Raw genomic sequence first — 23,342 nt, 5'->3', positions numbered from 1 at the left:
CTACAGTCCCGCGGATCGCCGTGCGCGAAAACACACCCTAGGTGTGCGGTGTCGACACCCTGACCGCCCGCACAACCCCACGACGAGGATGCCGGAGAACTATGCTTGGCCGTGAGCTTGTTCGAGGCGCGACGACCTGGAACGCCGCCGAGGAGGTCCGCGATGAAGGCGATCATCCACACCCGGTTCGGCGGACCCGACGTACTCGAACTCGCGCAGGTCCCGAAACCAACGCCCAAGGACGGCGAAGTCCTGGTGAAAGTCCACGCGACAACGGTGACAACAGCCGAATGCAAGATGCGGCGGGGCGAACCGCTCTGGGGCCGGTTCATCCTCGGGCTGCGACGGCCACGAAGGAGACTGCGGACCCTGGGCCTCGAGCTCGCCGGAGAGATCGAGGCCGTCGGCAAGGACGTACACCGGTTCCAGCCGGGCGATCAAGTATTCGGGTTCACCGGTTTCGAGATCGGCGCCTACGCCGAATACAAGTGCCTGCCGGAATCCGCCTCGCTCGCACTGAAGCCAGTCGACAAGACCTACGAAGAGGCCGTCGCCGCCGTCGACGGCGCCACCACCGCACTGTTCTTCCTCCGGGACAAGGCGAAGGTGCGAACCGGACAGAAGGTCCTGGTCAACGGCGCCTCCGGCAGCATCGGCACCTACGCGGTGCAACTCGCCAAGTCCTTCGGCGCGGAGGTCACCGGCGTGTGCGGTCCGCACAACATGGAGATGGTGAAGTCCCTGGGCGCCGACAAGGTCATCGACTACACCAAAGAGGACTTCACCGAAAACACCGAAGCATATGACGTCGTCTTCGACACGGTGGGCAGGAACTCGTTCGCTCGGTGCAAGGGCTCGCTCACCGAGAACGGGTGCTACGTTCCCACATCCGGGCTGAACAACTACGTGCTGTCACTCTGGACGTCGCTCCGAGGCGGTAGGAAAGTCGTCACCGGTATGTCCGTCCGCAAGAACGACGCATTGGCGTACATCAAGCAGCTCCTCGAAGCGGACACATTGCGGGTCGTCATCGACCGCAGCTATCCCCTGGAACGCATCGTCGAGGCGCATCGGTACGTCGACACCGGACACAAGAGGGGCAACGTCGTCATCACCGTGGCCTAGACGAGCCCACACGAAGCAACACTCGGGTACGCACGTTTACGAGACCGCGACCTGGGGGAATCTCGTAGACAAAAGGACGATGCCACATGTTGAAATCCGATACCCCGAACCCCCCGCGACCCACCCGAAGCTTCCTCGACCGGCGCCGCGGGCCGTCCGACCGTGAACTCCTGACCACCGCGAAAGCAGTTCTGATCACCAGCCGCGGCTACAGCGATGCCCAGGCCTTCGACGAACTGCTCGACGTGGCACGACGGCACCACCTCTCCGTGCAGGGCGCCGCCCGGTGCCTGATCGACCTCACCAGCAACACCCGGCACCTCACCAGTCGCCGTCCGGGCTCGTTCCCCGAATGGGAAGGACTCCGCGGACAGCCGGCGGGGCACCACCGTCCTTCGCGGCGAATAGCCAGCCTGCACGGGCGACACCATCCCCACCTCGCAACCCAGATACGACCGTGACCAGCCTTCGGCAGATCCCCGTTGGTCGCTACGCCGGACTGCGCGGGACGGCGACCGTCGATCCCACCCACCGTCGCAGATACGCACGCAGTTCGTCCTGGCTACGCGGCGGGTTTCCGGGCGAGATGAAAAACGACTGCATCGTCCGCAGCTGATATTCGACGAGCTCACGCAGGGCCGGCTCATCGTAGCCGTGCCGCTCCCAGTCGACGTCGAAGCGCCTGATCATCGTCATTCCGAACAAAAGGGCTTCATCGGACGTGATTCCCGCGGTGTGGGAGTGAGAGCCGGACAGCATGATGCCGAGCTGCGGTATGCGGGGCGCTTCGTTGAGCGTGTAGATCACGGCCTCGACCACAGCTTCTGCGGGATCCTCGATACCCACGAGGTGTGCTGCGAGGCGGTCGAGGAATCCGTCGACGGCGGCGATGGCGGCGGCCCGTAAGAGGGCGTCGGTGCTGGGAAAGTACCGGTACACCGTCTGACGGATGACGCCGAGGGATTCCGCAACGTCGGCGATGCTGATCGCCGTATCTTTCCGGCTGATGAGCTCGACTGCGGCGGTGACGATTCGCCGGGACGCTTCTTCGTCACTTTCAGGCGGACTGCCACCCCACCCACGCCTGCCAGCCACTGTCTTTTCCCTACCTCTCACAACGCGGGGCCCGAACGTCGCGCAAGGGCTGTCGGCGCACCTCCCGACCTGGACTCAGAGGTTACCGCGAACGCATAAGCCTCCGACTCGAAGGCCTGCTTCGCAGACAGTCTCCAGGGAACCATCGAAACGTAATCATACAATCAGTTCGATGTATGTATGTTATTAATCACTTGGGTCTCTACCCACCCAGAGGCTGCAGCCCACTCATGCCGCACGAGACGAGGTATCCCCATGACCGACCTGCACCCCAGAAAGATGGATTTCGCCTTCGACGAACAGGACGTCCCGTTCCTCTGGAACCCCGACAACCCGGCCTGGTCGAGCATGTCGAATGCGATCTCGTTCCTGGCCGTCGGCTTCGAGAAGATGATCGTCAAGGCGATCATGCAGGCCAAACCGCGGATGACCGATCCCGAGGTCGCAGAAGAGGCCATGGCGTTCATGCGTCAGGAGGGTCACCACTCGACCGCGCATCGCCAGCACGTCAAAGCCCTGATCAAGCGATACCCGGGGCTCCAGAACACCCTCGACGCGGTGATCGGCGAGTACGACCTCCTCACCGAGGCGACCACTCTGAACTACCGACTCGCCTACACCGCGGACCTGGAGGCGACTTTCACGCCGGTATTCAAACTGATGCTCGACAACGACGCGACCCTCTTCCGGCCGGGAGACGACCGGGTCGCCTCCCTGTTCATCTGGCACTTCGTCGAGGAGGTCGAACACCGAAGTTCGGCGATGATCATCTTCAATTCCCTTGTCGGGGAAGAGCTGTACCGGATGCGGATGGCTCCGTCGATCTTCGCACACGTGATGAAGGTGATGCGGATCGCCTGCGCCGGCTTCAATCAGCACGTGCCGATCAAGGAGCGGAAGGTCGATTCGATGTCGATGTTCGCCACGCACCGGACGAAGCAGAAACTGCTCACGGTGTTCGCGCCCTACCTGAGCAAGGGCGTCATGCCGCGTGCGTTCGACGACCTCCCGCGCGGTGAACAGCTGACCGCCCTCGCCGGCATCGTCCGTAGTCAGATGCCGAAGCACGACCCCACGCACGAAAAACTGCCCGCGCTCGCCGACGAGTGGTTCATCCGATACGACGCAGGCTACGACTGCACCCGCTGGTACACCGCAGAGTCGCGCACACGCCGGACCGATCCCGTCGCGGCGGTGGTCGACTGATGGCCGATCTCTGCTCGCCCACCTTCGACCAACTCTCGACTGCGCTCGGATTCTCGTGCGCCGAGGCCGGCGGACTCGTCGAGGTCCGTAGTCCCTTGGCGCTGGAGAACTGGACCCTGCCGGTCCTCGAGCTCACCATCGTGCTCGGGTCGGTGCTCGCGCTCGTATTCGCGATCCTGCGCTGGCGCCGCAACGGCGATCCGACCAATCTGGTGCTCTGGTTCGGGGCCACCGCGTACCTGTTCGTCATCGAGCCACCGCTGTACTTTCCGGCGGCGTTCGGAATCGAGGAGCACGTGGACACGATGTTCGCGCACAACGTGTTCACCGTGGACTTCCTGTGGGGCCGGTTGCCGCTGTACATCATCGCGATCTATCCGCTGATGGCCACGCTCGCCTTCGAGCTTGTCCGGATGCTCGGCGTCTTCCGGAAGTGCGGGATACTCGTCGGCGCGGTCTGCGTGGGCTTCGTGCACCACGCGTTCTACGAAATCTTCGACCAGCTCGGACCGCAGCTGAGGTGGTGGGAATGGTCGACCACCAACCCGGTCAACCAGCCCATGTTCGACTCGGTCCCACTACCGAGCGTGGTGGTGTTCGCGGCCCTGTGGCCGATGTCGCTGGCCCTGTGCGTTCAGTTCTTCGTGGGGCGCTACGCCGACAAGGGACGGGACTTCACCGGGCTCGAGCTGGTGTGGCGCACGATCGTGATCGGTCTCCTGGCATCGGCGGGCACGTTCATCCTCCCGATCCCGGCGACGGTCCTCGGAATGGAGAGCACCACGGTCCGTGGAATTCTCTACGCGACCGAACTGATGGTCGTCGTGCTCGTCGCGATCCCGATCCTGCTCCGGCAGTGGTCGCGGCTGCGGCGGGGGACGTCGGACGTACCCGCCTACTCGAACGATTTCGTCCGTGTCTACAGCGTGGTGTACCTCGCCGTGATGGGCATTCTGTGGGTGACCGCGTTGCCCAGCTACTTCGGCGCTGTCGACGGCATCACGAGCAATGGCGACCCCATCGGAAATCTCTGGTACACCATCGCCTGCTTCGCGATTGCGATTCTGTGCGTCGCCGCCACCTTCACAGTGCCGCGGGGCCCCGCTGACGGCCGCGGCCCGATCTCCGGTGAGGGTGCGGTGCCGAACGCGGTCCGATAGGCGCGACGACGGGAGCGACTGGTCGGCCGGTGCGACCCCACCCGTGAACTGGCGGTGATGCGCAGATCACGGGCTGGGATGTCGCGAACTACAAGGCGCCGAGGGTTTCACAGGCCTTTCGCACGCCTTCGCCGTAGGCGGGGTCGGCCTGGGTGCAGTTGGCGATGTGGCGCTCGATGACGGCAGCCGACGCTCCGGTGATGGCACGAGCGGTGTTCTCGAACAGCACTGTCTGCTGGTCGGCAGTCATGCTGCGGAAGAGGTTGCCGGGCTGTTCGAAGTAGTTGTCGTCGTCTGCTCGGTAGTCGAACCGGTCGGCGACCACGCCGACTTCGAGTGGCGGTTCGGCGTAGCCGCGCTGGTCGGCGAATCGGCCGTGTGAGTTGGGTTCGATGCTCGGGACGCTGCCCTGGTTGCCGTCGACGCGCATGACGCCGTCACGGTGGAAGGAATTGACGTGGGTTGCCCCTCTGGGACTGTTGACCGGAATCTGGTGGTGGTTGACGCCGAGCCGGTAGCGGGCGGCGTCGCCGTAGGAGAACAGCCGGCCCTGCAGCATGCGGTCCGGGGAGAAGCCGATGCCGGGAACGATGTTCGCCGGGGAGAACGCGGCCTGCTCGACGTCGGCGTGGTAGTTCTCCGGGTTGCGGTCGAGCTCGAGTTCCCCGACCTCGATGAGGGGATAGTCCTTCTTGGACCACACCTTGGTGAGGTCGAACGGATGGTAGCGGTAGGTCTGGGCGTCGGCTTCCGGCATGATCTGCACGAAAAGGGTCCACTTCGGGTAATTGCCCTCCTCGATTGCATTGAAGAGGTCGCGCTGCGCCGACTCGCGATCGCCGGCGACGACGACGGCGGCCTCTTCGTCAGTGAGATTCTTGATGCCTTGCCGAGTGCGGAAGTGGAACTTCACCCAGGAGCGTTCCCCGGCCTCGTTGACGAACGAGAAGGTGTGTGAACCGAATCCGTGCATGTGCCGGTAGCCGTCGGGGATGCCGCGGTCGGACATCACGATGGTGATCTGGTGCAGCGCCTCTGGGAGATTGGTCCAGAAGTCCCAGTTGTTCTCCGCCGACCGGAGGTTGGTCTTCGGATCGCGCTTGACCGCGTGGTTGAGGTCGGGGAACTTGAGGGGGTCGCGGAAGAAGAAGACGGGGGTGTTGTTGCCGACGACGTCCCAGTTGCCTTGCTCGGTGTAGAAGCGGACGGCGAATCCACGGATGTCGCGTTCGGCGTCGGCGGCGCCGCGCTCGCCGGCGACCGTGGAGAAACGCAGGAAGACCTCGGTCTGCTTGCCGATCTCCGAGAATACGGCGGCGTTGGTGTGTGCGGTGATGTCGTGGGTGACGCGGAAGGTGCCGAACGCGGCCGAACCTTTGGCGTGCATGCGGCGTTCGGGGATGACTTCACGGTCGAAGTGCGCGAGCTTCTCGAGAAGCCAGACATCTTGCAGGAGCATCGGACCGCGTGCGCCGGCGGTGAGGCTGTTCTGGTTGTCGGGTACCGGCGCACCGGCGACTGTGGTGAGTCCGTTCGGGTTGGTCATCGATTTCTCCTGTCTGACACCCGAGGCTGGGCGGGTGAATGTGGTTCGGCGAGAGCATCCCTCGAGGGAGAGCGCAGCGATGTCTCAATCTGACATTCCAGGGGTACGGTCGGTCAGAGCACGATGCCGAATTCGCGGATCTTGCGGTAGATCGTCGCTCGGGACATGCCGATGGCGGCGGCGGCGGCAGTCTTGTCGCCGGCATGAAGCGCGAGCGCGTCCACGATCGCGTCCCGCTCGAGCGCCTGCATCCTGGTCAACGTTCGGCGTGTGGTGGAACGGCATGCGGGAGGCAGGGTGTCGATTTCGACGACACCGGACCGTTGCCGCCGGTAGGTGTCCTCGAGAGCCTTCTTCAGCTGGGTGACGTTTCCGCGCCACGCCAGACGCGCGAGCTGATTCAAGGCGGCCGGAGACAGGGTGAGGCCGGTGGCCCCCAGGGTGTCGAGCAGGCTGCGCACAAGATCGGGAATATCGTCCAGGTGGTGCCGCAGGGGTGGCACCGTGATCGATTTGGGGAACATGCGCAGCAGTGGAGTGGTGTCGGTCGAGTCCTGGGGATACCGGGTGAGCACCACCCACGGTCTGCGAGGTGGCTCCTGCGCCTGGGGGCCCTGCAGTAGGTCCGCGAGTGCGGCGAGATGAGTGTCGTTCAGGACGTGTGCGTGCAGTATTGCCAGGTCGGATCCGCTGTCGAGTTCGTCGGAGGCCTCGGTGAGGAGGTCGTCGCCGAGTGCGGTGGCGTCGAGTACGGCGAGTCCGCGGTCCGGTACGAGTTGGTGCGCCGCTCGGATCAGGGCGGTCTTGCCGACGCCGGGTTCTCCGTCGAGGACCAGCCAGTCCTGTCGCCGGCAGGCGTCGACGACCGCCTGGACCGTGTGCCGCCAGAGCGGGCTGGCACCGGCAATCGCGGGCGGGGTGGGTACATTCGCCTTCGAAGTGGAAAGGCGCAGCGAAGCAACCTGTTTCGTGATCCGGACGACGCCTCCTGCCAGCCGGCTACCGGTGAATGTCGGCTCGTAACTCAGGCGTGCGACCGTTCCGCTGGGCAGCTCGGTGAGGATCGTGACCGGTGTCGTTTCACCGCCGATGTCTCGGGTGCGTTCGAGAATCGCCATCTGGTCTGGTGAGTCGAATTGTTGCCGGGTCAGCGAGTTCATCATCACGACCTCGTCACCGACAGCGACGACGGGTCGGCTGGAGCGCCGGCATGCGGACCGGTACGCACTGAAGATCGCCCGGTCCAGTTCGGTTGCGTCGTCGAGCATGCGCTCACGAAGGCGGGTTGCGGCGAGTGTCGCGAAGGACAGCAACAGGGTGTTGGAATTCTGCGCGGCGGTGGTCAGGTCCACGACACCGAGAATCGCCCCGGTGATGGGGTGCGTCACCGGCGCTCCCGCGCAGGAGAAGGACCGCAGCGGACCACTGAAGTGCTGGTCTCCGTCCACGAGGAGAGGTCGGCCGACCTCGAGCGCGGTGCCGATTCCATTGGTGCCGACCTGGGTCTCCGCGTAGCGAAAGCCCGGGGCGAGGTCGACTCGGTCGAGTGCGGTGAACAAGGCGCTGTCGCCGCCCGTGCGGGAGAGCACGATGCCGTTCACATCGGTGAGAATCAGTGATACCGGCTCATTTTCGATGGCGACGGTCAACTCGAACAGTACGGATCGGGCGGCACGCTCGAGCACCGTGTCGGTGGCCATGCGCTCGACATACGCGGCGGCGGGACGGTCGTCGTCTCCCAACGCCTGCCGAGATCGCGACCAGGATACTTGGAGCCAATTGCTCAGACGTAGGTAGTCCGATCCTGCAGGCGAACTCGAGGCCGGAGCCCCCTCGGAGTCCGAGTCCGAGTTCGACTTCGGCGTCGTGCGGTGGTGTGACGTGCTGGTGGGCTGTGGGGTCACTCGCTCTGGTCTCCTGCTTCGGCTGATCGAGGGCTGCGTGGGTCTGCCGCGGCGCGGGGCAAGTGTAGGCAGCCACCACCCATCCGGAAGTGACCTGCGTCTCACACTGAGACGGATGAGAGCTGGATCACGGGGTTCAATCAATTTCCACAACGTCCCCCCACAGCCGGCGCCCGGCCGGCTCACGATCCAGGAGGCGCACATTGAGTAGGCAAAGCCTGACAAAGGCCCACGCGAAGATCACCGAACTGTCATGGGATCCGACATTCGCAACCCCGGCCACCCGGTTCGGCACCGACTACACCTTCGAGAAGGCTCCGAAGAAGGATCCTCTCAAACAGATCATGCGGTCCTACTTCCCGATGGAGGAAGAGAAGGACAACCGCGTGTACGGCGCCATGGACGGTGCCATCCGCGGCAACATGTTCCGCCAGGTGCAGCAGCGGTGGCTCGAGTGGCAGAAGCTGTTCCTGTCGATCATTCCGTTCCCGGAGATCTCGGCCGCCCGAGCGATGCCGATGGCCATCGACGCCGTCCCCAACCCGGAAATCCACAACGGGCTGGCGGTGCAGATGATCGACGAGGTTCGTCACTCGACGATCCAGATGAACCTCAAGAAGCTGTACATGAACAACTACATCGATCCCGCCGGTTTCGACATGACCGAGAAGGCGTTCGCGAACAACTACGCGGGCACCATCGGCAGGCAGTTCGGTGAAGGGTTCATCACCGGCGACGCGATCACCGCGGCGAACATCTACCTGACCGTGGTCGCCGAGACGGCGTTCACCAACACCCTGTTCGTAGCCATGCCCGACGAGGCGGCCGCCAACGGTGACTACCTGTTGCCGACGGTCTTCCACTCGGTGCAGTCGGACGAGTCGCGGCACATCTCCAACGGCTACTCGATCCTTCTGATGGCACTCGCCGACGAACGCAACCGTCCACTGCTCGAACGTGACCTGCGGTACGCGTGGTGGAACAACCACTGCGTCGTCGACGCCGCGATCGGCACCTTCATCGAGTACGGCACGAAGGACCGCCGCAAGGACCGGGAAAGCTACGCCGAGATGTGGCGTCGATGGATCTACGACGACTACTACCGCAGCTACCTCATCCCGCTCGAGAAGTACGGGCTGACGATCCCGCACGACCTGGTCGAGGAGGCCTGGAAGCGGATCACCGACAAGGGCTACGTCCACGAGGTGGCCCGGTTCTTCGCCACCGGATGGCCGGTGAACTACTGGCGGATCGACGCGATGACCGACAAGGACTTCGAGTGGTTCGAGCACAAGTACCCGGGCTGGTACTCGAAGTACGGCAAGTGGTGGGAGGAGTACAACCGGCTCGCATACCCCGGCCGCAACAAGCCGATCGCGTTCGAGGAGGTCGGGTACCAGTACCCGCACCGGTGCTGGACCTGCATGGTTCCCGCCCTCATCCGTGAGGACATGGTCGTGGAGAAGGTCGACGAGCAGTGGCGGACGTACTGCTCGGAAACCTGCTACTGGACCGACGCCGTCGCGTTCCGCAGCGAGTACCAGGGCCGGCCGACCCCGAACATGGGCCGGCTCACCGGATTCCGGGAGTGGGAAACCCTGCATCACGGCAAGGACCTCGCCGACATCGTCTCCGATCTCGGCTACGTCCGCGACGACGGCAAGACCCTGGTCGGCCAGCCGCACCTCGATCTGGACGATCCGAAGAAGATGTGGACTCTCGACGACGTGCGGGGCAACACCTTCCAGAGCCCGAACGTGCTCTTGAACGAGATGTCCGAAGCCGAACGCAACGCGCACATCGCCGCGTACCGCGCCGGCGGCACAGTTCCGGCCTGATCTCAGGCTCGGTGGGTGGCGCCGCGGCCACTCCGGCGCCACCCACCGCTTCACCATTCATTTTCACGAGTCCAGGAGAGACCCCGTGGCCGACAAGCACCGTATCAACTTCGAGCCCGTCGACATCGAGATGGAAGTCGGCGAAGACGAGTACATCCTCGATGCCGCGTTCCGGCAGGGCATCCACCTGATGCACGGCTGCCGCGAGGGACGCTGCTCGGCTTGCAAATCCTTTGTCCTCGAAGGCGATATCCAGATGGAGGACTACTCGACGTTTGCGTGCAACGACGCCGAGGTCGACGAGGGACACGTCCTGCTCTGCCGCTCGACTGCATACAGCGACTGCACCATCGAGCTGCTCAATTTCGACGAGGACGAACTTCTCGGCGGTGTCCCCATCCAGGATGTGCGCACTCGGGTGACCGGGATCGAGCCGATGACCAAGGACATCGTGTCGCTCCGGTTGGCGCCGGTCGAACCGGCGGGATACGAATTCAAACCCGGTCAGTACTCCGACCTGCACATCCCAGGCACCGAGGAGCATCGGTCCTTCTCCATGGCGACGACCCGATCGACGCCGGGGCATGTCGAGTTCCTCATCAAGAAATACCCCGGTGGCAAGTTCGCCGGGCTGCTCGAGGACGGGATCTCGGTGGGTGACGAGATCGCCCTGACCGGACCGTACGGGTCGTTCACCATCAAGGAAGGCCATGTCCTGCCGATGGTCTTCATCGGCGGCGGCGCGGGAATGGCTCCGCTTCTGTCGCTGCTGCGGCACATGAGCGAGACGGGCAACACTCGGCAGGTGCACTTCTACTACGGTGCCCGCACCCCGCACGACCTGTTCTACGTCGACGAGATCCTCGAACTCGGACGAGGACTGACGAATTTCACGTTCGTGGCCTGCCTCTCGGAATCGATGGACCCGCTGCCCGTGGGTGCGATCGCCGTCGAGGACGGCAACGTCACCGACGTCGTCGGCCGCCGCGAACCGGACATCGGCCGGGCCGAGGTGTACCTGTGCGGGCCGCCGCCGATGGTCGACGCCGCCCTGGAACTACTCGAGGCGAACGACACACCGAAAGACCAGATCTTCTACGACAAGTTCACCAGCCCCGCCTTCGAGTAGACGTCCTGGGAAACCACCTTCCTGCTTCACCGACAGAACTGAGAAACGAGATGACCGCAACCGCCGAGTCCAAGCAACGCAGCTTCCCGAAGATCGAGTTCACCGACTCCGAAGCCGGTGCGCTGGAGTTCCCCAGCTCCCGCAGCCGCAGCTTCACCTACTACACGCCGGCCAAGAAGCGGTCGACGATGTACGAGGACGTGACCGTCGACGTGCAGCCCGATCCCGACCGCCACCTCTCCCAGGGCTGGATCTACGGGTTCGGTGACGGTCCCGGCGGCTATCCGCAGGAGTGGACGGCCGCGAAGTCGTCGAACTGGCACGCCTTCCTCGATCCGAACGAGGAATGGGACCAAACCATCTACCGCAACAACTCCAAGGTGGTCCACCAGGTGGAGTTGTGCCTGTCCAACGCCAAGCGTGCCCGGGTCTACGACGGCTGGAACACCCCGTGGCTGACGTTCATCTCCCGCAACCTGGGGGCGTGGATGCACGCCGAGAACGGGTTGGCGCTGCACGTGTTCACCTCCATCCAGCGGTCCTGCCCGACGAACATGATCAACACCGCCGTCGCGGTGAACGCCGCCCACAAGATGCGCTTCGCCCAGGACCTGGCCCTGTTCAACCTGGACCTGTCCGAGGCCACCGAGAACTTCGACGGCACCGCCCACCAGGAGGTCTGGCAGTCCGCGCCCGAGTGGCAGCCCACCCGCGAGGTCGTCGAGCGGCTCACCGCGGTTCCCGACTGGTGTGAGCTGCTGTTCGGCTCGAACATCGTCTTCGAACAGCTGGTCGGCACCCTGTTCCGCAGCGAACTGGTCATGCAGATCGCCGCCGGCAACGGTGACTACATCACGCCCACCATCGTGGGCACCGGCGAACACGACTACGACCGCGACCTCGCCTACACCCGCAACCTGTTCCGGTTGCTCACCCGAGACCCCGAGCACGGGGAGGCGAACAAAGAGCTGTTCGGCACCTGGCTCGCCATCTGGGTGCCACGGTGCCTCGACGCCGCCCGGGCGCTGCAGCCGATCTGGTCGCAGCCGGCCGACAAGGCGATCACCTTCGCCACCAGTTTCGACGCCGCCACCGACAAGTTCCGTTCCCTGCTCGAGGACCTCGGGCTCGACATCCCCAAGGAGTTGGACCAGTGAGCATGCAATTCGGATCGTCCACCGAGTTCTCCAACATGTGTGGCGTCACCTTGATGAACACCCCCATCGGCCGTGTCGTCGCGGAGGTGATGGGCGCCAAGGACGGTGTGGAGCTGACCGAGTACCCGTCGATGATCCGCGTCGACGGCCAACGCCTGCTCGACTTCGACTACGAGGAACTCACCGACGCCCTGGGTCAGGAATTCGACGGGTCCATCTTCGAGGAGATCAGCTCCACCCACTACGGGCGCATGGTCCACCTCGACGAGAAGACCCTGCTGTTCGCCAGCCCGGAGGACGCCGCCGAGTACATCGGATTCGACCTCACAGCGCAGTAGATCGCAGCCGTCCGGGGCCACACAGGGTGGCCCCGGACACCCCCAGCCCATCCGAAAAACAGGACCAAGCGAGGACCCGATGTATCAGAAGGACGGTCAGAAATACTTCATCGTGGACGGCCACGTACACGTCTGGGACGCCCGCGAGTCGAACCAGAAGAACGTACATGGCAAGCAGTTCATCGACTGCTTCTACGACTATCACAAGAACCTCAGCCCCGAAGAGGTCATGTGGGACTACGACACCTACACGTACTACGGCAGCGAACGCTTCGAGCGTGACATCTTCGTGGAGGGATACGTCGACCACGCGGTCTTCCAGGCCACGTTGCTCAGCGACTTCTACCACAACGGATTCGGGCGAACCGACGAAGCACTCGCCCTGGTCGCCAAGCACCCCGGCAAACTGACCTACAACCACGCCTACGATCCCCGCCACGAGGAGGCCGGGCTCGAACAGCTCCGCAAGGACGCCGACCGGATGAACCTGCAGGGCGTCAAGCTCTACACCGCCGAATGGCACGGCGACTCCCGCGGCTACAAACTCGACGACCCCTGGTCGCGACGCTACCTCGAAGAGTGCATCGAGTTGGGAATCAAGAACATTCACGTCCACAAGGGTCCGACGATCCGTCCCCTCGACCGCGACGCGTTCGACGTCTCCGACATCGACAAGGTCGCCACCGACTACCTGGACCTGCGGTTCGTCGTCGAGCACGTGGGCCTGCCACGCCTCGAGGACTTCTGCTGGATCGCCACCCAGGAGTCGAACGTGTACGGCGGCCTGGCGGTTGCCCTTCCGTTCATCCACACCCGGCCCCGCTACTTCGCCCAGATCATCGGCGAGTTGCTCTACTGGATCGGCGAGGACAAGATCCTGTTCGGCAGCGACTATGCGCTGTGGACCCCGAAGTGGCTGATCGAGAAGTTCGTCGACTTCCAGATCCCCGAGGACATGCAGGGCGAGTACGCCCCGATCACCGTCGAGCAGAAAAAGAAGATCCTCGGCCTCAACGCGGCAGCGCTGTACGACATCGACGTTCCCGCGAACCTGCGACTGGCCGAGCCGGCCGGGCAGGAAGGTGTGGAGGTCGCTGCCGGGGCGCGGGAAACCGTGTCGTCATGACCGCCGCCGTCGTCTGCACCGAACAGGACGTCCTGATGGCCCTGTCGACGGTCACCGACCCGGAACTGGACGAGCCGATCACCGATCTCGGCTTCGTCCGGTCGGTCACCCTCGACGACGACGCGGTCACCGTGCACCTGCGGCTGCCCACCGCGTTCTGCTCGCCGAACTTCGCCTACCTCATGGCCTCCGACGCCCTCGACGCCCTGCGTCTGGTCGAGGACATCGGCGAGGTGCGGGTGCTGCTCGACGACCATCACGACAGCGACAAGATCAACGCCGGTCTCGCGGCGGACGCCGGATACGTCGGGACGTTCGGCTCCGAGGCGGAGGAGAGTCTGCACGAGCTGCGCCGAACGTTCCGGTCCAAGGCGCACGCCGCGGCGATGGAGCGGTGTGTCGAGGCGCACCTGAAGACCACCGATGTGGGTGTGAACGAGATCTACCGGCTCACCCTCAGCGACCTCGCTCCCGGGAAGGCCAAGGCCGCGCTGCTGCGTCGCCGGATCGGCATCGGGTTGAGCATCTGCCCGGCCAGCCGGGTGTTCGTCGACGACGACGGCAAGCGCATCGCCCCGGAATCGGTGCCGATGCGGCTGCGCTTCGCCAAGTCGGTGCGCATTTCGATGGAAGGCAACGCGCACTTCTGCCGCGGCCTGCTCGCCACCCGCTACGCCGACAGCGAATCCGTCGGCGCCACACCGCGAATCACCAATCTCAGAACCAGGAGCCCGCGATGAAGGCCGTGCAAGTGGTGGGATACCACACCAAACTGCAGCTCACCGACATTCCCGAACCCACGATCGAGGGCCCGCTCGATGTCATCGTGCGCATCGGCGGCGCGGGGGTGTGCCGCACCGACCTGCACATCCTCGAAGGGCAGTGGGAGGCGAAGACCGGTGTCGCGCTGCCGTACACGATCGGACACGAGAACGCCGGCTGGGTCCACGCCGTGGGCGACGCCGTCACCAATGTCGCGGTCGGCGACAAGGTGATTCTGCACCCGCTCATCACGTGCGGACTGTGCCGGGCGTGCCGATTCGGAGACGACGTCCACTGCCAGAACAGCACATTCCCCGGCATCGACGTCAACGGCGGCTACGCCGAATATCTGCGCACCACCGCCCGCAGCGTGGTCCGGATCGACGACTCGCTCGAACCGGCCGATGTCGCCGCCCTCGCCGACGCGGGCCTGACGGCGTACCACGCCGTTGCCAAGGCCGCGAAGACGACTCGGCCCGGAGACGTGTGCGTAGTGATCGGGGCCGGCGGACTCGGTCACATCGGCATCCAGGTCCTGAAGGCGATCTCCGGTGTCACCGTGGTCGTGCTCGACCGCAACCCCGCGGCCGTCGAACTCGCCGTGAAGATCGGCGCCGACCACGGCATCGTCGCCGACGGCACCCACATCCAGCAGGTGCTCGACCTGACCGGCGGTCACGGCGCCGAAGCCGTCGTCGACTTCGTCGGCGAGGGCGGCGCGACCGCAGAAGGGATCGCGATGCTGCGCCGCGCCGGGAACTACTACGTCGTCGGGTACGGCGAGAACATCGACGTCCCGACGATCGATGTGATCTCCACCGAGATCAACCTCATCGGAAATCTCGTCGGCTCCTACAACGACCTCCAGGAGCTCATGATCCTTGCCGCCCAGGGCAAGGTCACGTTGCACACCACCCGGTACCGGCTCGAGGATTTCCAGCAAGCACTCGACGATCTCGATGCCGGCCGGGTGCGCGGCCGCGCGATTCTCGTCCCGTAGCACGTCGCATCCTCCGCTCGAAGCACGAAAGGACATCAGCCATGGCAAAAGAGCTGCGGTACAACACGGACGCCCGGGCGCGGCTCGAGCACGGCGTCAACGCCCTCGCCGACGCGGTCAAGGTGACCCTCGGCCCCAAGGGGCGCAACGCGGTGCTCGAAAAGCTCACCGGACCACCGACGATCACCAACGACGGCGTGACCATCGCCCGCGAGATACAGCTCCGCGAACCCTTCGCCAACATGGGTGCCCAGCTGGTCAAGGAAGTGGCGATGAAAACCAATGGTGTGGTCGGCGACGGCACCACCACGGCAACCGTGCTCGCCCAGGCGATGGTCCGCGAGGGGCTGCGGTCCGTCGACGCCGGCGCCAACCCCATGCGGGTGCGCCGCGGCATCGAACGGGCCGTGTCCGTGGTCGTCGACTCCCTCCACGAGCAGGCCTCCCAAATCGGGGGGCAGAGCGATCTGCAGCGGATCGCGACCCTCGCCGCCAGCGACGACGAGGTGATCGGGCACGCCATCTCGAAGGCCGTCGACTTCGTCGGCAAGTCCGGGGTCGTCACCACCGAGGAGAGCGACGTCCTCGGGCTGTCGGTCGACATCGTCGACGGCATCGAGTTCGATCACGGCTACATCTCCGGCTACATGGTCACCGACCCGGAGCGGATGGAAGCGGTGCATACCAATCCGCTGATCCTGCTGACCAACAAGAAAATCACCCAGGTCCAAGACATCATGCCGAGCATCGAGGTGGCCAAGCGCGCCGACCGGCCCCTGGTGGTGCTGGCCGAGGAGGTCGACGGGCCGGCGCTGCAACTACTCGTCGGCGGCAACATGCACAAGACGATGCAGTCGGTGGTCGTCCGGGCCCCCGGTTTCGGGCACCGCCGGGTCGCCGAGCTCGAGGACCTCGCGGTGGCGCTGGGTGGGCACGTGATCGCCAAGGACACCGGCATCGAACTGTCCGAAATCAGTGTCGCGCATCTCGGTTCGTGTGATCGCATCACCGTGACCGAGAACGAGACCACGATCGTCGGCGGGCACGGGGACCAGCGACTGCTCGACGCCCGCATCGCCCAGCTCGAGTCCCAGCACGAGCGCGCCAAGATCGAGGCGGACCAGGAGAGCCTCGAACTGCGCATCGCCCGGCTCACCGGTCGGGTTGCCGTCATCCGCGTCGGCGGCGCGACCAGCGTCGAGCTCAAGGAGCGGATGCTGCGCGTCGAGGACGCCCTGGCCGCCACTCGCGCCGCGGTGGAGGCGGGGATCGTCTCCGGTGGTGGTACCGCGCTGGCGCAGTCGCATCGGGCGTTGGCCGATCTCGACCTGACCGGCGACGAGGCCATCGGGTGTGACGTCGTGCGCCGCGCCCTCGCCGAACCGCTGCGCTGGATCGCGATCAACGCCGGGTTCGACGGCGACGAGGTCGTCGAGGTGGTCGCCGGTTTGCCGCTCGGGCACGGGTTCAACGCGCTCACCGGTGAATACGGGGACATGTTCGACGACGGGGTGATCGATCCGTTCAAGGTCACCCGCGCCGCACTCGAGAGCGCGGCCTCGATCGCGGCACTTCTGATCACCACGGAGACCGCTGTCGTGGAAGAGGTGCTGGGCAATCCCGGTGCCATCATGGCGCCCGGTTTCGGCGATCTCGCCGAAGGCATGGTCCGCCCGTCGAACATCTACTAGCGCACGCAGTGGGTCACCGCCTCGACGGTCCTGCGAGGCGGTGACCCACTCCCCCGTTCCGGCGGTGAGGAATTCGTCCGAAAGAAAGTGAGTCATCGTGATTTTCATCGTGGTGAAGTTCAAGGTCCTCGACAAGTACCGGAACGACTGGTTACTCGTCACCAAGGAGTTCACCGACGCGACCCGATCCGAGCCGGGCAATCTCTGGTTCGAATGGCATCGCAGCGCAGACGATCCCGCCGAGTTCGTGCTGATCGAGGCGTTCCGGGACGGGCAGGCCGGGTCCGACCACGTCGCTGCCGACCACTTCCGGAAGGGATTGGACGCGATGCGCCCGGCACTGAGCGAGACACCGCGCATCCTCCACACCGACCTACCCGGCACCGACTGGTCCCGCATGGGCGAACTGGAGATCAATCGGTAACCCGGTGCGGTGCACAACCCGACGGAATACAACACTGTGGAAGGACAAGCATGACCGTGGTGACGACCGGTCCCGTCGCGGGTCTGCTCGCGGCGCTGGGCGATGCCGTAGTGACCGACAGCGACACCATGATCGCCTACACCCGCGACCAGTCGATGCTCTCCCCCTCCGGGCATCCGATCGCGGTGGTCCGCGCCCGGACCACCGACCACGTCGTGAGAACCCTGAAAACCGCCCACCGGTACGGCATTCCGGTCGTCACGAGAGGGGCGGGCACCGGACTCGCCGGCGGGGCCAACGCGATCGACGGCTGCATCGTGCTCAGCACCGAGAAACTCGACCGCATCCTCACCATCGACGAACAGTCCCGCACCGCGACGGTCGAGCCGGGAGTGATCAACGGTGATCTCGCTGCCGCGGCGGCGGAGCGCGGACTCTGGTACGTTCCCGACCCCGGCAGTCGCGCCGTCTCCACGATCGGGGGAAACCTCGCGACCAATGCCGGCGGAGCATGCTGCGCGAAATACGGGGTCACCGGCGACCACGTCGCCCGGATCAAGGCGGTGCTCGCCGACGGCCGGATCATCCACACCGGCGCCACCACCCGCAAGAATGTCGCCGGATTGAACCTGACCCAACTGCTGGTCGGGTCCGAGGGCACCCTGGCCGTCATCGTCGAGGCGACCATGCGGCTGCGTCGACCACCGGCACGCACGGCCACCGTCGTCGCCGCCTTCGCCGAGCCCGTCCGGGCGGTCGACGCGGTGATGGCGATTCAGGCGGTGGCCGACCCGAGCCTGGTGGAACTCATGGACCGCACCACTATCTCGGCCGTCAACGACATGACCCGCATGGGTCTCGACCAGACGGCCGGTGCGCTGCTGTTGATCCAGTGCGACGGCGACGCAGCCCCGGCGGAAGCGCAGCGCAGCGCGGACGCGTGCCGTGCGGCCGCGGCCACCGAGCTGTACATGAGCACCGACCCCGCCGAAGGCGACGCCCTCATGCAGGCCCGCAGTGTGGCGCTGACCGCCCTCGAGCGCCGCGGCAGCACTCTGCTCGACGACCTGGCCGTGCCGGTGCCCCGGCTACCGCACATGCTCGACGCCATTACCCGAATCGCCGACCACCACCGCCTCCTCATCGGCACCTTCGGGCACGCCGCCGACGGCAACCTCCACCCCACGATCGTGTTCGACGCCGCAGATCCGGACGCCGCCGAACGGGCCCACCAGGCCTTCGACGAGATGGTGGCGCAATGCTTGGCGCTGGGTGGATCCATCACGGGCGAGCACGGCGTCGGCGACCTCAAACGCCGCTACCTCGAACCCATGATCGGCTCGGTGGAGAGGTCCCTGATGGCAGAAGTCAAGGCAGCGTTCGACCCCACCGGAATTCTCAATCCGGGGCGTGCGATATGACACCCACGAAATCACGCATCCGATCGAAACGGGACGACGACCTCGTCCTGGAGTTCGGCAACCGGTGGGCAGTGTTCGGCGGCGGCAGCGCCGAAGACATCTTCGTCACGTTCGGGTGGACCGAGGCGCAGTACTTCGCGCGCCTGCAGGTCCTGGCCGGGCGCCGTTTCCCGCCCTTCGACGACACCCTCCGGCACCGTCTTCTCGACGTGTGCGCCGAGCGGTTACAGCGAACCGATCATCCCCCTTCCTCTGCGGCGAAGGGCCACGTCGATGGCAGTGCATCGCGGCCGACGGCGCGGCCGTCCCCGACCTGACCCCGGCCCTCCACCACCCCGTCTCATATTGAGACCCGTCTCACATCGAGACGACGTACTCTCAACTACGTGAGAGGTGGAGGATCGGGGCGTAAATACAGCATGACCAGCAAGGATCTACAGAAGGCGCGAGAGCTGTTCCTCGCCGACGACGACCTCGACAGCTCCGTTCGCCGGCCCATCTCGTACTCGTGGCAGCGATCGAAGTCGCTCAAGGTGCGCCCGGATCAGCTCGACCTCCCGTTCGTGCGAGAGCCGAATCTGGACTGCCCTCTCGTGGCGGCAGCCGAACCCGTCCTGCGGCAGCTCGCGGACGGACTGGTCGACGAACCGGTGAGCGTCATCCTGACCTCGGCTGACGGAGTGATCTTGACCAGGATCACCGCCAGCCGACGACTCGATCGCACACTCGACGACGTCCAACTGATACCCGGTTACAGCTACGCGGAAGAATTCGCCGGCACCAACGGCATCGGCACCACTCTCGAAACCCGTCAACCCACCCTGGTGACGGGCGCCGAGCACTACGCCGACTGTCTCGGGCAACTGGCGTGCGCCGGTGTCCCGATCACCCATCCGATGTCCGGCGCCCTCGTCGGCGCGCTCGATCTCACCGGCTGGGTAGAGGACGGGGGCCCGCTGTTGGCCACCCTCGCCAAATCCGCCACGGCTCAGATCGAAGGCCGCCTCCTCGCACAGGCCAGTGCGGACCAGACCGCATTACTCAACACCTATCTGAAGGCCTGTCGGCGGTCACCCCAAACGGGAGTGTTGGCGCTCGGAGACGATGTCGTTCTCGTCAACCGAAAACTACGCGTGGCACTGGATGCCCAGGATCAGGGTGCGTTGCTCGAACACGCCGTCGACCTGAGCGGCGCGCCCGCCACCCAACGACACATCGTCGCCCTGCCCAGCGGGCAGACGGCCCGGCTGTCATCGGTCGAGGACTTCGGGCTCGGCGCCCGGAGGCAGATGGCCTTGTTCTACGTGCATCTACTCGAGATCCCCACATCGGGATCCCCTGCGCTCGAGAGCATCCGCGTCTTGCCCGGAATCACCGGGAGCAGCGCGTCCTGGCGTCGCAGTTGCCAGCAAATCGCTCGCTGCGCGCGTGAACAACAGTGGGTCACCGTGTCCGGCGAAACCGGAAGCGGCCGCGGATCAGCTCTCAAAGCTGTTGCCATCGAACACATTCCCATCCGCACACGGATCTTCACGGTGGCCGAACTCGCGGGCGACAGCGCCGCCCTGTCGGCACTCGAACAGGAACTCGGGCAAGACCGATTCAGCGTCATCCTGCGCGACATCGACCTCCTCGGCGAGTCACAGCAGCGGATCGTCGCCGACCTCATTCAAGGACGCGAGCACGCCGGATGGATCGGTGCGACCATCGGCGGAACCGATCACAATACCGACCTCGACACACTGATCCTTCCCCACTTCAGCCATACCGTCACCATGCCCGCGCTGCGTCATCGCATCGACGATCTCCACAGCTTGGTACCGCATCTACTGAGGCAGCTCGGTCGCGGCGCGGACTTGTCGCTCTCGCCTGCGGCGATGCGCCAACTCTGCAAGTACAGCTGGCCCGGAAACGTCACCGAGCTCCGCCAGGTTCTGCACGATGTGGTCCAGCGTCAGCGCTCCGGTGTCGTCGAGGTCGAGCAGCTGCCCCCGATGTGCCACGCTCTGAGCCGCCACACACTCACACAGATCGAAGCCCTCGAACGCGACGCCATCGTGCGCAGCCTCGAAGAGAATCACGGCAACAAGAAGGCCGCCGCAACAGCTCTCGGCATCTCACGGGCCACCATCTACCGCAAGATCAAGGAATTCGGCATCGACATCTGACGTCGCCCGCATCAGTTGGTGTCAGGAAATGAGACACTCGTCACACCCTAGCCGGCGGATCATGAGGTCAGACAGAGAATCCCACGCGGATCAGCAACTCGTTGAGGGCCAGCCTCTTTCGAGTGCGGGAACGCGACCGGGACCGACGCGAGGACGACCCATGAATACGAACCCGCTTGGCGCGGATACCCACTCGGTATCCCCCGGCAGCACCACCTCCCGGGTGTGGTTGGTCGCCGCGCTGGCGCACACGTGCGAACCCACCGACCGTCCCGCGGTACGTGACGATCTGATGCGGACCTGGGTTCCGGAGCCGGGCAGCGGTTACCGCACCCGCGACGGCCGTCGCCGGGCCACCTGGGCGCAATTGCACTCCCGGTTCGATCTCGTCGAGGTGACTCCATGACAACCTCCTGCGCGATCCGGCCCGCACCGGCCCGCCACCACTCATCTGGGGTGAGACGGACCTGCGCGACCATGCTCAGTGATCAACTGGCCAGGGAAGACGCCGCTGAGGATGCACGAACCTTGTCCCCCGATGATCGGACGACGTGCCCGCTGCACCGACGGTGGATTCACCAATGCGTCGCGTCGCCGACACACGTCAACGCCGTCACGCGACACAGATGGTGCCGCCAGTGCGCCGTGCCGCTCACCGTCACCGTCGACGAAATCGCACGGACCATCACGATGGTATGCCCGTCCTGCGGTGACGGCGGCAGCCCCGCCACCACCAGACTGGTGTCCGCGTGTTGCGCCAGCCTCGGCGAGGCGTCGAATCACACTTCGCGGACAGGCGCGTAGTGCTCCACGAGCGGGAAGGGATCGTAGAAGTGGTGCAGCAGGTCCTTCCACTCCTGGTACCGGCACGATTGCCGAAAGCCTTCGGTGTGGTCTTCGAGTTCTTCCCACTCGACCAGCAGGAGATAGACATTCGGTCGCTCGAGGCCGCGTGACAATCGCAGTCGCAGGAATCCCGGCATCGACGAAATGATCGCCTCGGCCTGCCCGAATGCAGATTCGAATTCCTCGACCCTCGCGGGTGTCACGGACAGCAGCGCATGTTCCAAGATCATCGGCACAGTATGCGACGTCGCAAGGTCATGGGTGCGAGCGACGTGATCGCCGCTCGAACGGGTGGCGCAAGTAGTGGCGATTCTCGGCCCTCACTACCCGGCGGCGGCCGGCTTCGAGAACAGCTCGCGGTGTGCGGCGACGTACTGCTCGACCGACTGCGCGGGCCGGCCGGTCACGTCCTCGACGTCGGTGGTCAACCGGTTGTAGCGATCGTCGCGGTGCAGTGTGGCAACGGTGAGGAGGTGTTGCACGGTGTGCGACGAGATGTCGGGAACGGCGCTCAACAACTCCACGAAGTCGTCGTGGGGCAGATCGGATCCCGTCACCGACTGTCCCAAGCCACGCGTGTACTGCTCGGCGAGGCCGTCGATGTCCAGGACGGCGGGGCCGGTCAGCTCGAAAACCTGCCCGATTCGCCCTGCTGGATCCTGAAGAATGGCGGCGATCACTCGGGCCACGTCGGTCGCGGCGACGGGCGAGGTCCTGCCGGTACCGAACGGCAAGGCCAAGACGCCGCGTTCGGCGACGGAACGGCTCGCCACGACGGTGAACAGCGGATTGTCCAGGAAGACTGTGGGTCTGACGTGGACGACGGGCAGACCGGACCAGTTCATGATGCGCTCGGCGAGCCAGTGCAGCCGTTGGTGCCGAGACTCGTCGGTGCTGGTCGACGTCATCTGCGACACCGTCATCTGGGACATGTTCACCAACGCCTCGAGATCGCCCCGCTCGTCGGCGATCGCGCACACAACGGCGGCCGCCTCGAGATAGTCCGCGGACACACTCATGTTGAAGAACATCCGCGTCACGCCCGTCAGCGCCGCGGCGACGTCGCCGGGGCGGGTCAGATCGCCCACGACGATGTCCGCTCCCAGCTCCCGTAGTGCGTCGGCGCGGCCGTCATCGCGATGAACCATCGCCCGCACGGGCTCGCCACTGCGCAGCAGCTGCTCGGCGACCAGCCGGCTGATACTGCTGTAACCACCGCCCACACCGGTCATCAGGATCGGGGCCCCGTCACTCATGACCGAATCTCGCTGTCCGCGTCGCGTGAAGACGCCACGACAGCTCTACTGACAATGGAACGCGCACTGGAGCCATGGTGGACCTCCTGGTTCAACTGCGACGTTACGACAGGAGGGCCGCCGCCCGTGCGTGGTTGACGAGTGCAGAGA

General features: G+C 65.1%; 22 protein-coding genes. 17 read left to right on the top strand and 5 right to left on the bottom strand.

The window, feature by feature from the left end:
- The first annotated feature begins 162 nt into the window (after positions 1–162).
- Together HGB39_RS24955 and HGB39_RS24950 are read left to right on the top strand one after the other, a co-directional pair.
- Positions 163–1,125 carry an NAD(P)-dependent alcohol dehydrogenase gene (locus tag HGB39_RS24955; RefSeq protein ID WP_054247788.1) on the top strand — a complete coding sequence of 321 codons (963 nt, stop codon included), beginning with the start codon at positions 163–165 and terminating at the stop codon, positions 1,123–1,125.
- 86 nt (positions 1,126–1,211) lie between these two features.
- Positions 1,212–1,586 carry an ANTAR domain-containing protein gene (locus HGB39_RS24950; protein ID WP_005566539.1) on the top strand — a complete coding sequence of 125 codons (375 nt, stop codon included), beginning with the start codon at positions 1,212–1,214 and terminating at the stop codon, positions 1,584–1,586.
- 28 nt (positions 1,587–1,614) lie between these two features.
- Here HGB39_RS24950 and HGB39_RS24945 read toward each other — a convergent pair whose 3' ends face one another.
- The gene (locus HGB39_RS24945; protein WP_005566541.1) at positions 1,615–2,220 is read right to left on the bottom strand and encodes a TetR/AcrR family transcriptional regulator; all 606 of its coding nucleotides are present in this window, start codon (positions 2,218–2,220) and stop codon (positions 1,615–1,617) included.
- A 255-nt stretch (positions 2,221–2,475) separates the two neighbouring features.
- Between HGB39_RS24945 and HGB39_RS24940 the strand changes: the two genes are divergently transcribed.
- Complete coding sequence (locus HGB39_RS24940) at positions 2,476–3,426, top strand: metal-dependent hydrolase (protein WP_005264701.1); 951 nt, start codon at positions 2,476–2,478, stop codon at positions 3,424–3,426.
- A complete protein-coding gene (locus tag HGB39_RS24935) occupies positions 3,426–4,586 on the top strand; it encodes a hypothetical protein (protein WP_005566543.1) in 1,161 nt (386 codons plus the stop codon). The genes HGB39_RS24940 and HGB39_RS24935 overlap by 1 nt, the downstream gene beginning before the upstream one ends.
- Positions 4,587–4,674: 88 nt before the next feature.
- On the opposite strand, the gene HGB39_RS24930 is transcribed toward HGB39_RS24935, so the two are convergent.
- Positions 4,675–6,132: a catalase gene (locus HGB39_RS24930; protein WP_005566545.1), complete on the bottom strand. Its 1,458-nt coding sequence runs from the start codon at positions 6,130–6,132 to the stop codon at positions 4,675–4,677.
- A 113-nt stretch (positions 6,133–6,245) separates the two neighbouring features.
- Entirely contained in the window at positions 6,246–7,874 is a 1,629-nt protein-coding gene (locus HGB39_RS24925) for a sigma-54-dependent Fis family transcriptional regulator (protein ID WP_005566547.1), read from the bottom strand.
- Positions 7,875–8,239: 365 nt separating this feature from the next.
- On the opposite strand from HGB39_RS24925, the gene HGB39_RS24920 reads away from it, so the two are divergent.
- The 13 genes from HGB39_RS24920 (at position 8,240) to HGB39_RS24860 (ending at position 21,496) form a co-directional block, all read left to right on the top strand.
- Positions 8,240–9,874 (top strand): ferritin family protein, encoded by a 1,635-nt coding sequence (locus HGB39_RS24920; protein ID WP_005264697.1) that lies wholly within the window; start codon positions 8,240–8,242, stop codon positions 9,872–9,874.
- Between the two features lie 85 nt (positions 9,875–9,959).
- Positions 9,960–11,003 carry a 2Fe-2S iron-sulfur cluster-binding protein gene (locus HGB39_RS24915; protein WP_005566549.1) on the top strand — a complete coding sequence of 348 codons (1,044 nt, stop codon included), beginning with the start codon at positions 9,960–9,962 and terminating at the stop codon, positions 11,001–11,003.
- Positions 11,004–11,053: 50 nt separating this feature from the next.
- Entirely contained in the window at positions 11,054–12,160 is a 1,107-nt protein-coding gene (locus tag HGB39_RS24910; RefSeq protein ID WP_005264695.1) for an aromatic/alkene monooxygenase hydroxylase subunit beta, read from the top strand.
- Complete coding sequence (mimD, locus tag HGB39_RS24905) at positions 12,157–12,498, top strand: propane 2-monooxygenase effector subunit MimD (protein ID WP_005242368.1); 342 nt, start codon at positions 12,157–12,159, stop codon at positions 12,496–12,498. The genes HGB39_RS24910 and mimD overlap by 4 nt, the downstream gene beginning before the upstream one ends.
- A 79-nt stretch (positions 12,499–12,577) precedes the next feature.
- The gene (locus HGB39_RS24900) at positions 12,578–13,624 is read left to right on the top strand and encodes an amidohydrolase family protein (protein ID WP_005566552.1); all 1,047 of its coding nucleotides are present in this window, start codon (positions 12,578–12,580) and stop codon (positions 13,622–13,624) included.
- A complete protein-coding gene (locus HGB39_RS24895) occupies positions 13,621–14,364 on the top strand; it encodes an iron-sulfur cluster assembly protein (RefSeq protein WP_005566554.1) in 744 nt (247 codons plus the stop codon). Before HGB39_RS24900 ends, HGB39_RS24895 begins: the two co-directional genes overlap by 4 nt.
- The gene (locus tag HGB39_RS24890; RefSeq protein WP_005566556.1) at positions 14,361–15,386 is read left to right on the top strand and encodes an NAD(P)-dependent alcohol dehydrogenase; all 1,026 of its coding nucleotides are present in this window, start codon (positions 14,361–14,363) and stop codon (positions 15,384–15,386) included. Before HGB39_RS24895 ends, HGB39_RS24890 begins: the two co-directional genes overlap by 4 nt.
- 41 nt (positions 15,387–15,427) lie before the next feature.
- Positions 15,428–17,077 carry a chaperonin GroEL gene (gene groL, locus HGB39_RS24885; protein WP_005264692.1) on the top strand — a complete coding sequence of 550 codons (1,650 nt, stop codon included), beginning with the start codon at positions 15,428–15,430 and terminating at the stop codon, positions 17,075–17,077.
- A 97-nt stretch (positions 17,078–17,174) separates the two neighbouring features.
- Complete coding sequence (locus HGB39_RS24880; protein WP_005571675.1) at positions 17,175–17,501, top strand: putative quinol monooxygenase; 327 nt, start codon at positions 17,175–17,177, stop codon at positions 17,499–17,501.
- Positions 17,502–17,551: 50 nt separating this feature from the next.
- Positions 17,552–18,922, top strand: coding sequence for an FAD-binding oxidoreductase (locus tag HGB39_RS24875; protein ID WP_005571676.1), 1,371 nt, complete (start codon positions 17,552–17,554; stop codon positions 18,920–18,922).
- On the top strand, positions 18,919–19,239 hold the full coding sequence (locus HGB39_RS24870; RefSeq protein ID WP_005571677.1) for a hypothetical protein: 321 nt from the start codon (positions 18,919–18,921) through the stop codon (positions 19,237–19,239). The genes HGB39_RS24875 and HGB39_RS24870 overlap by 4 nt, the downstream gene beginning before the upstream one ends.
- A 102-nt stretch (positions 19,240–19,341) precedes the next feature.
- Positions 19,342–21,090 (top strand): sigma-54-dependent Fis family transcriptional regulator, encoded by a 1,749-nt coding sequence (locus HGB39_RS24865; protein WP_005571678.1) that lies wholly within the window; start codon positions 19,342–19,344, stop codon positions 21,088–21,090.
- A 160-nt stretch (positions 21,091–21,250) separates the two neighbouring features.
- Positions 21,251–21,496 carry a hypothetical protein gene (locus HGB39_RS24860; protein WP_005571679.1) on the top strand — a complete coding sequence of 82 codons (246 nt, stop codon included), beginning with the start codon at positions 21,251–21,253 and terminating at the stop codon, positions 21,494–21,496.
- A gap of 373 nt (positions 21,497–21,869) precedes the next feature.
- On the opposite strand, the gene HGB39_RS24855 is transcribed toward HGB39_RS24860, so the two are convergent.
- Both HGB39_RS24855 and HGB39_RS24850 read right to left on the bottom strand, forming a co-directional pair.
- Positions 21,870–22,166 (bottom strand): antibiotic biosynthesis monooxygenase family protein, encoded by a 297-nt coding sequence (locus HGB39_RS24855; RefSeq protein WP_005571680.1) that lies wholly within the window; start codon positions 22,164–22,166, stop codon positions 21,870–21,872.
- A 93-nt stretch (positions 22,167–22,259) separates the two neighbouring features.
- Positions 22,260–23,192 (bottom strand): NAD(P)H-binding protein, encoded by a 933-nt coding sequence (locus HGB39_RS24850; RefSeq protein WP_005571681.1) that lies wholly within the window; start codon positions 23,190–23,192, stop codon positions 22,260–22,262.
- Positions 23,193–23,342: the final 150 nt, after the last annotated feature.

Source organism: Rhodococcus opacus (assembly GCF_012396235.1).
Lineage (GTDB): Bacteria > Actinomycetota > Actinomycetes > Mycobacteriales > Mycobacteriaceae > Rhodococcus_F > Rhodococcus_F opacus.
This window is presented reverse-complemented; position numbering and strand designations above follow the sequence as displayed.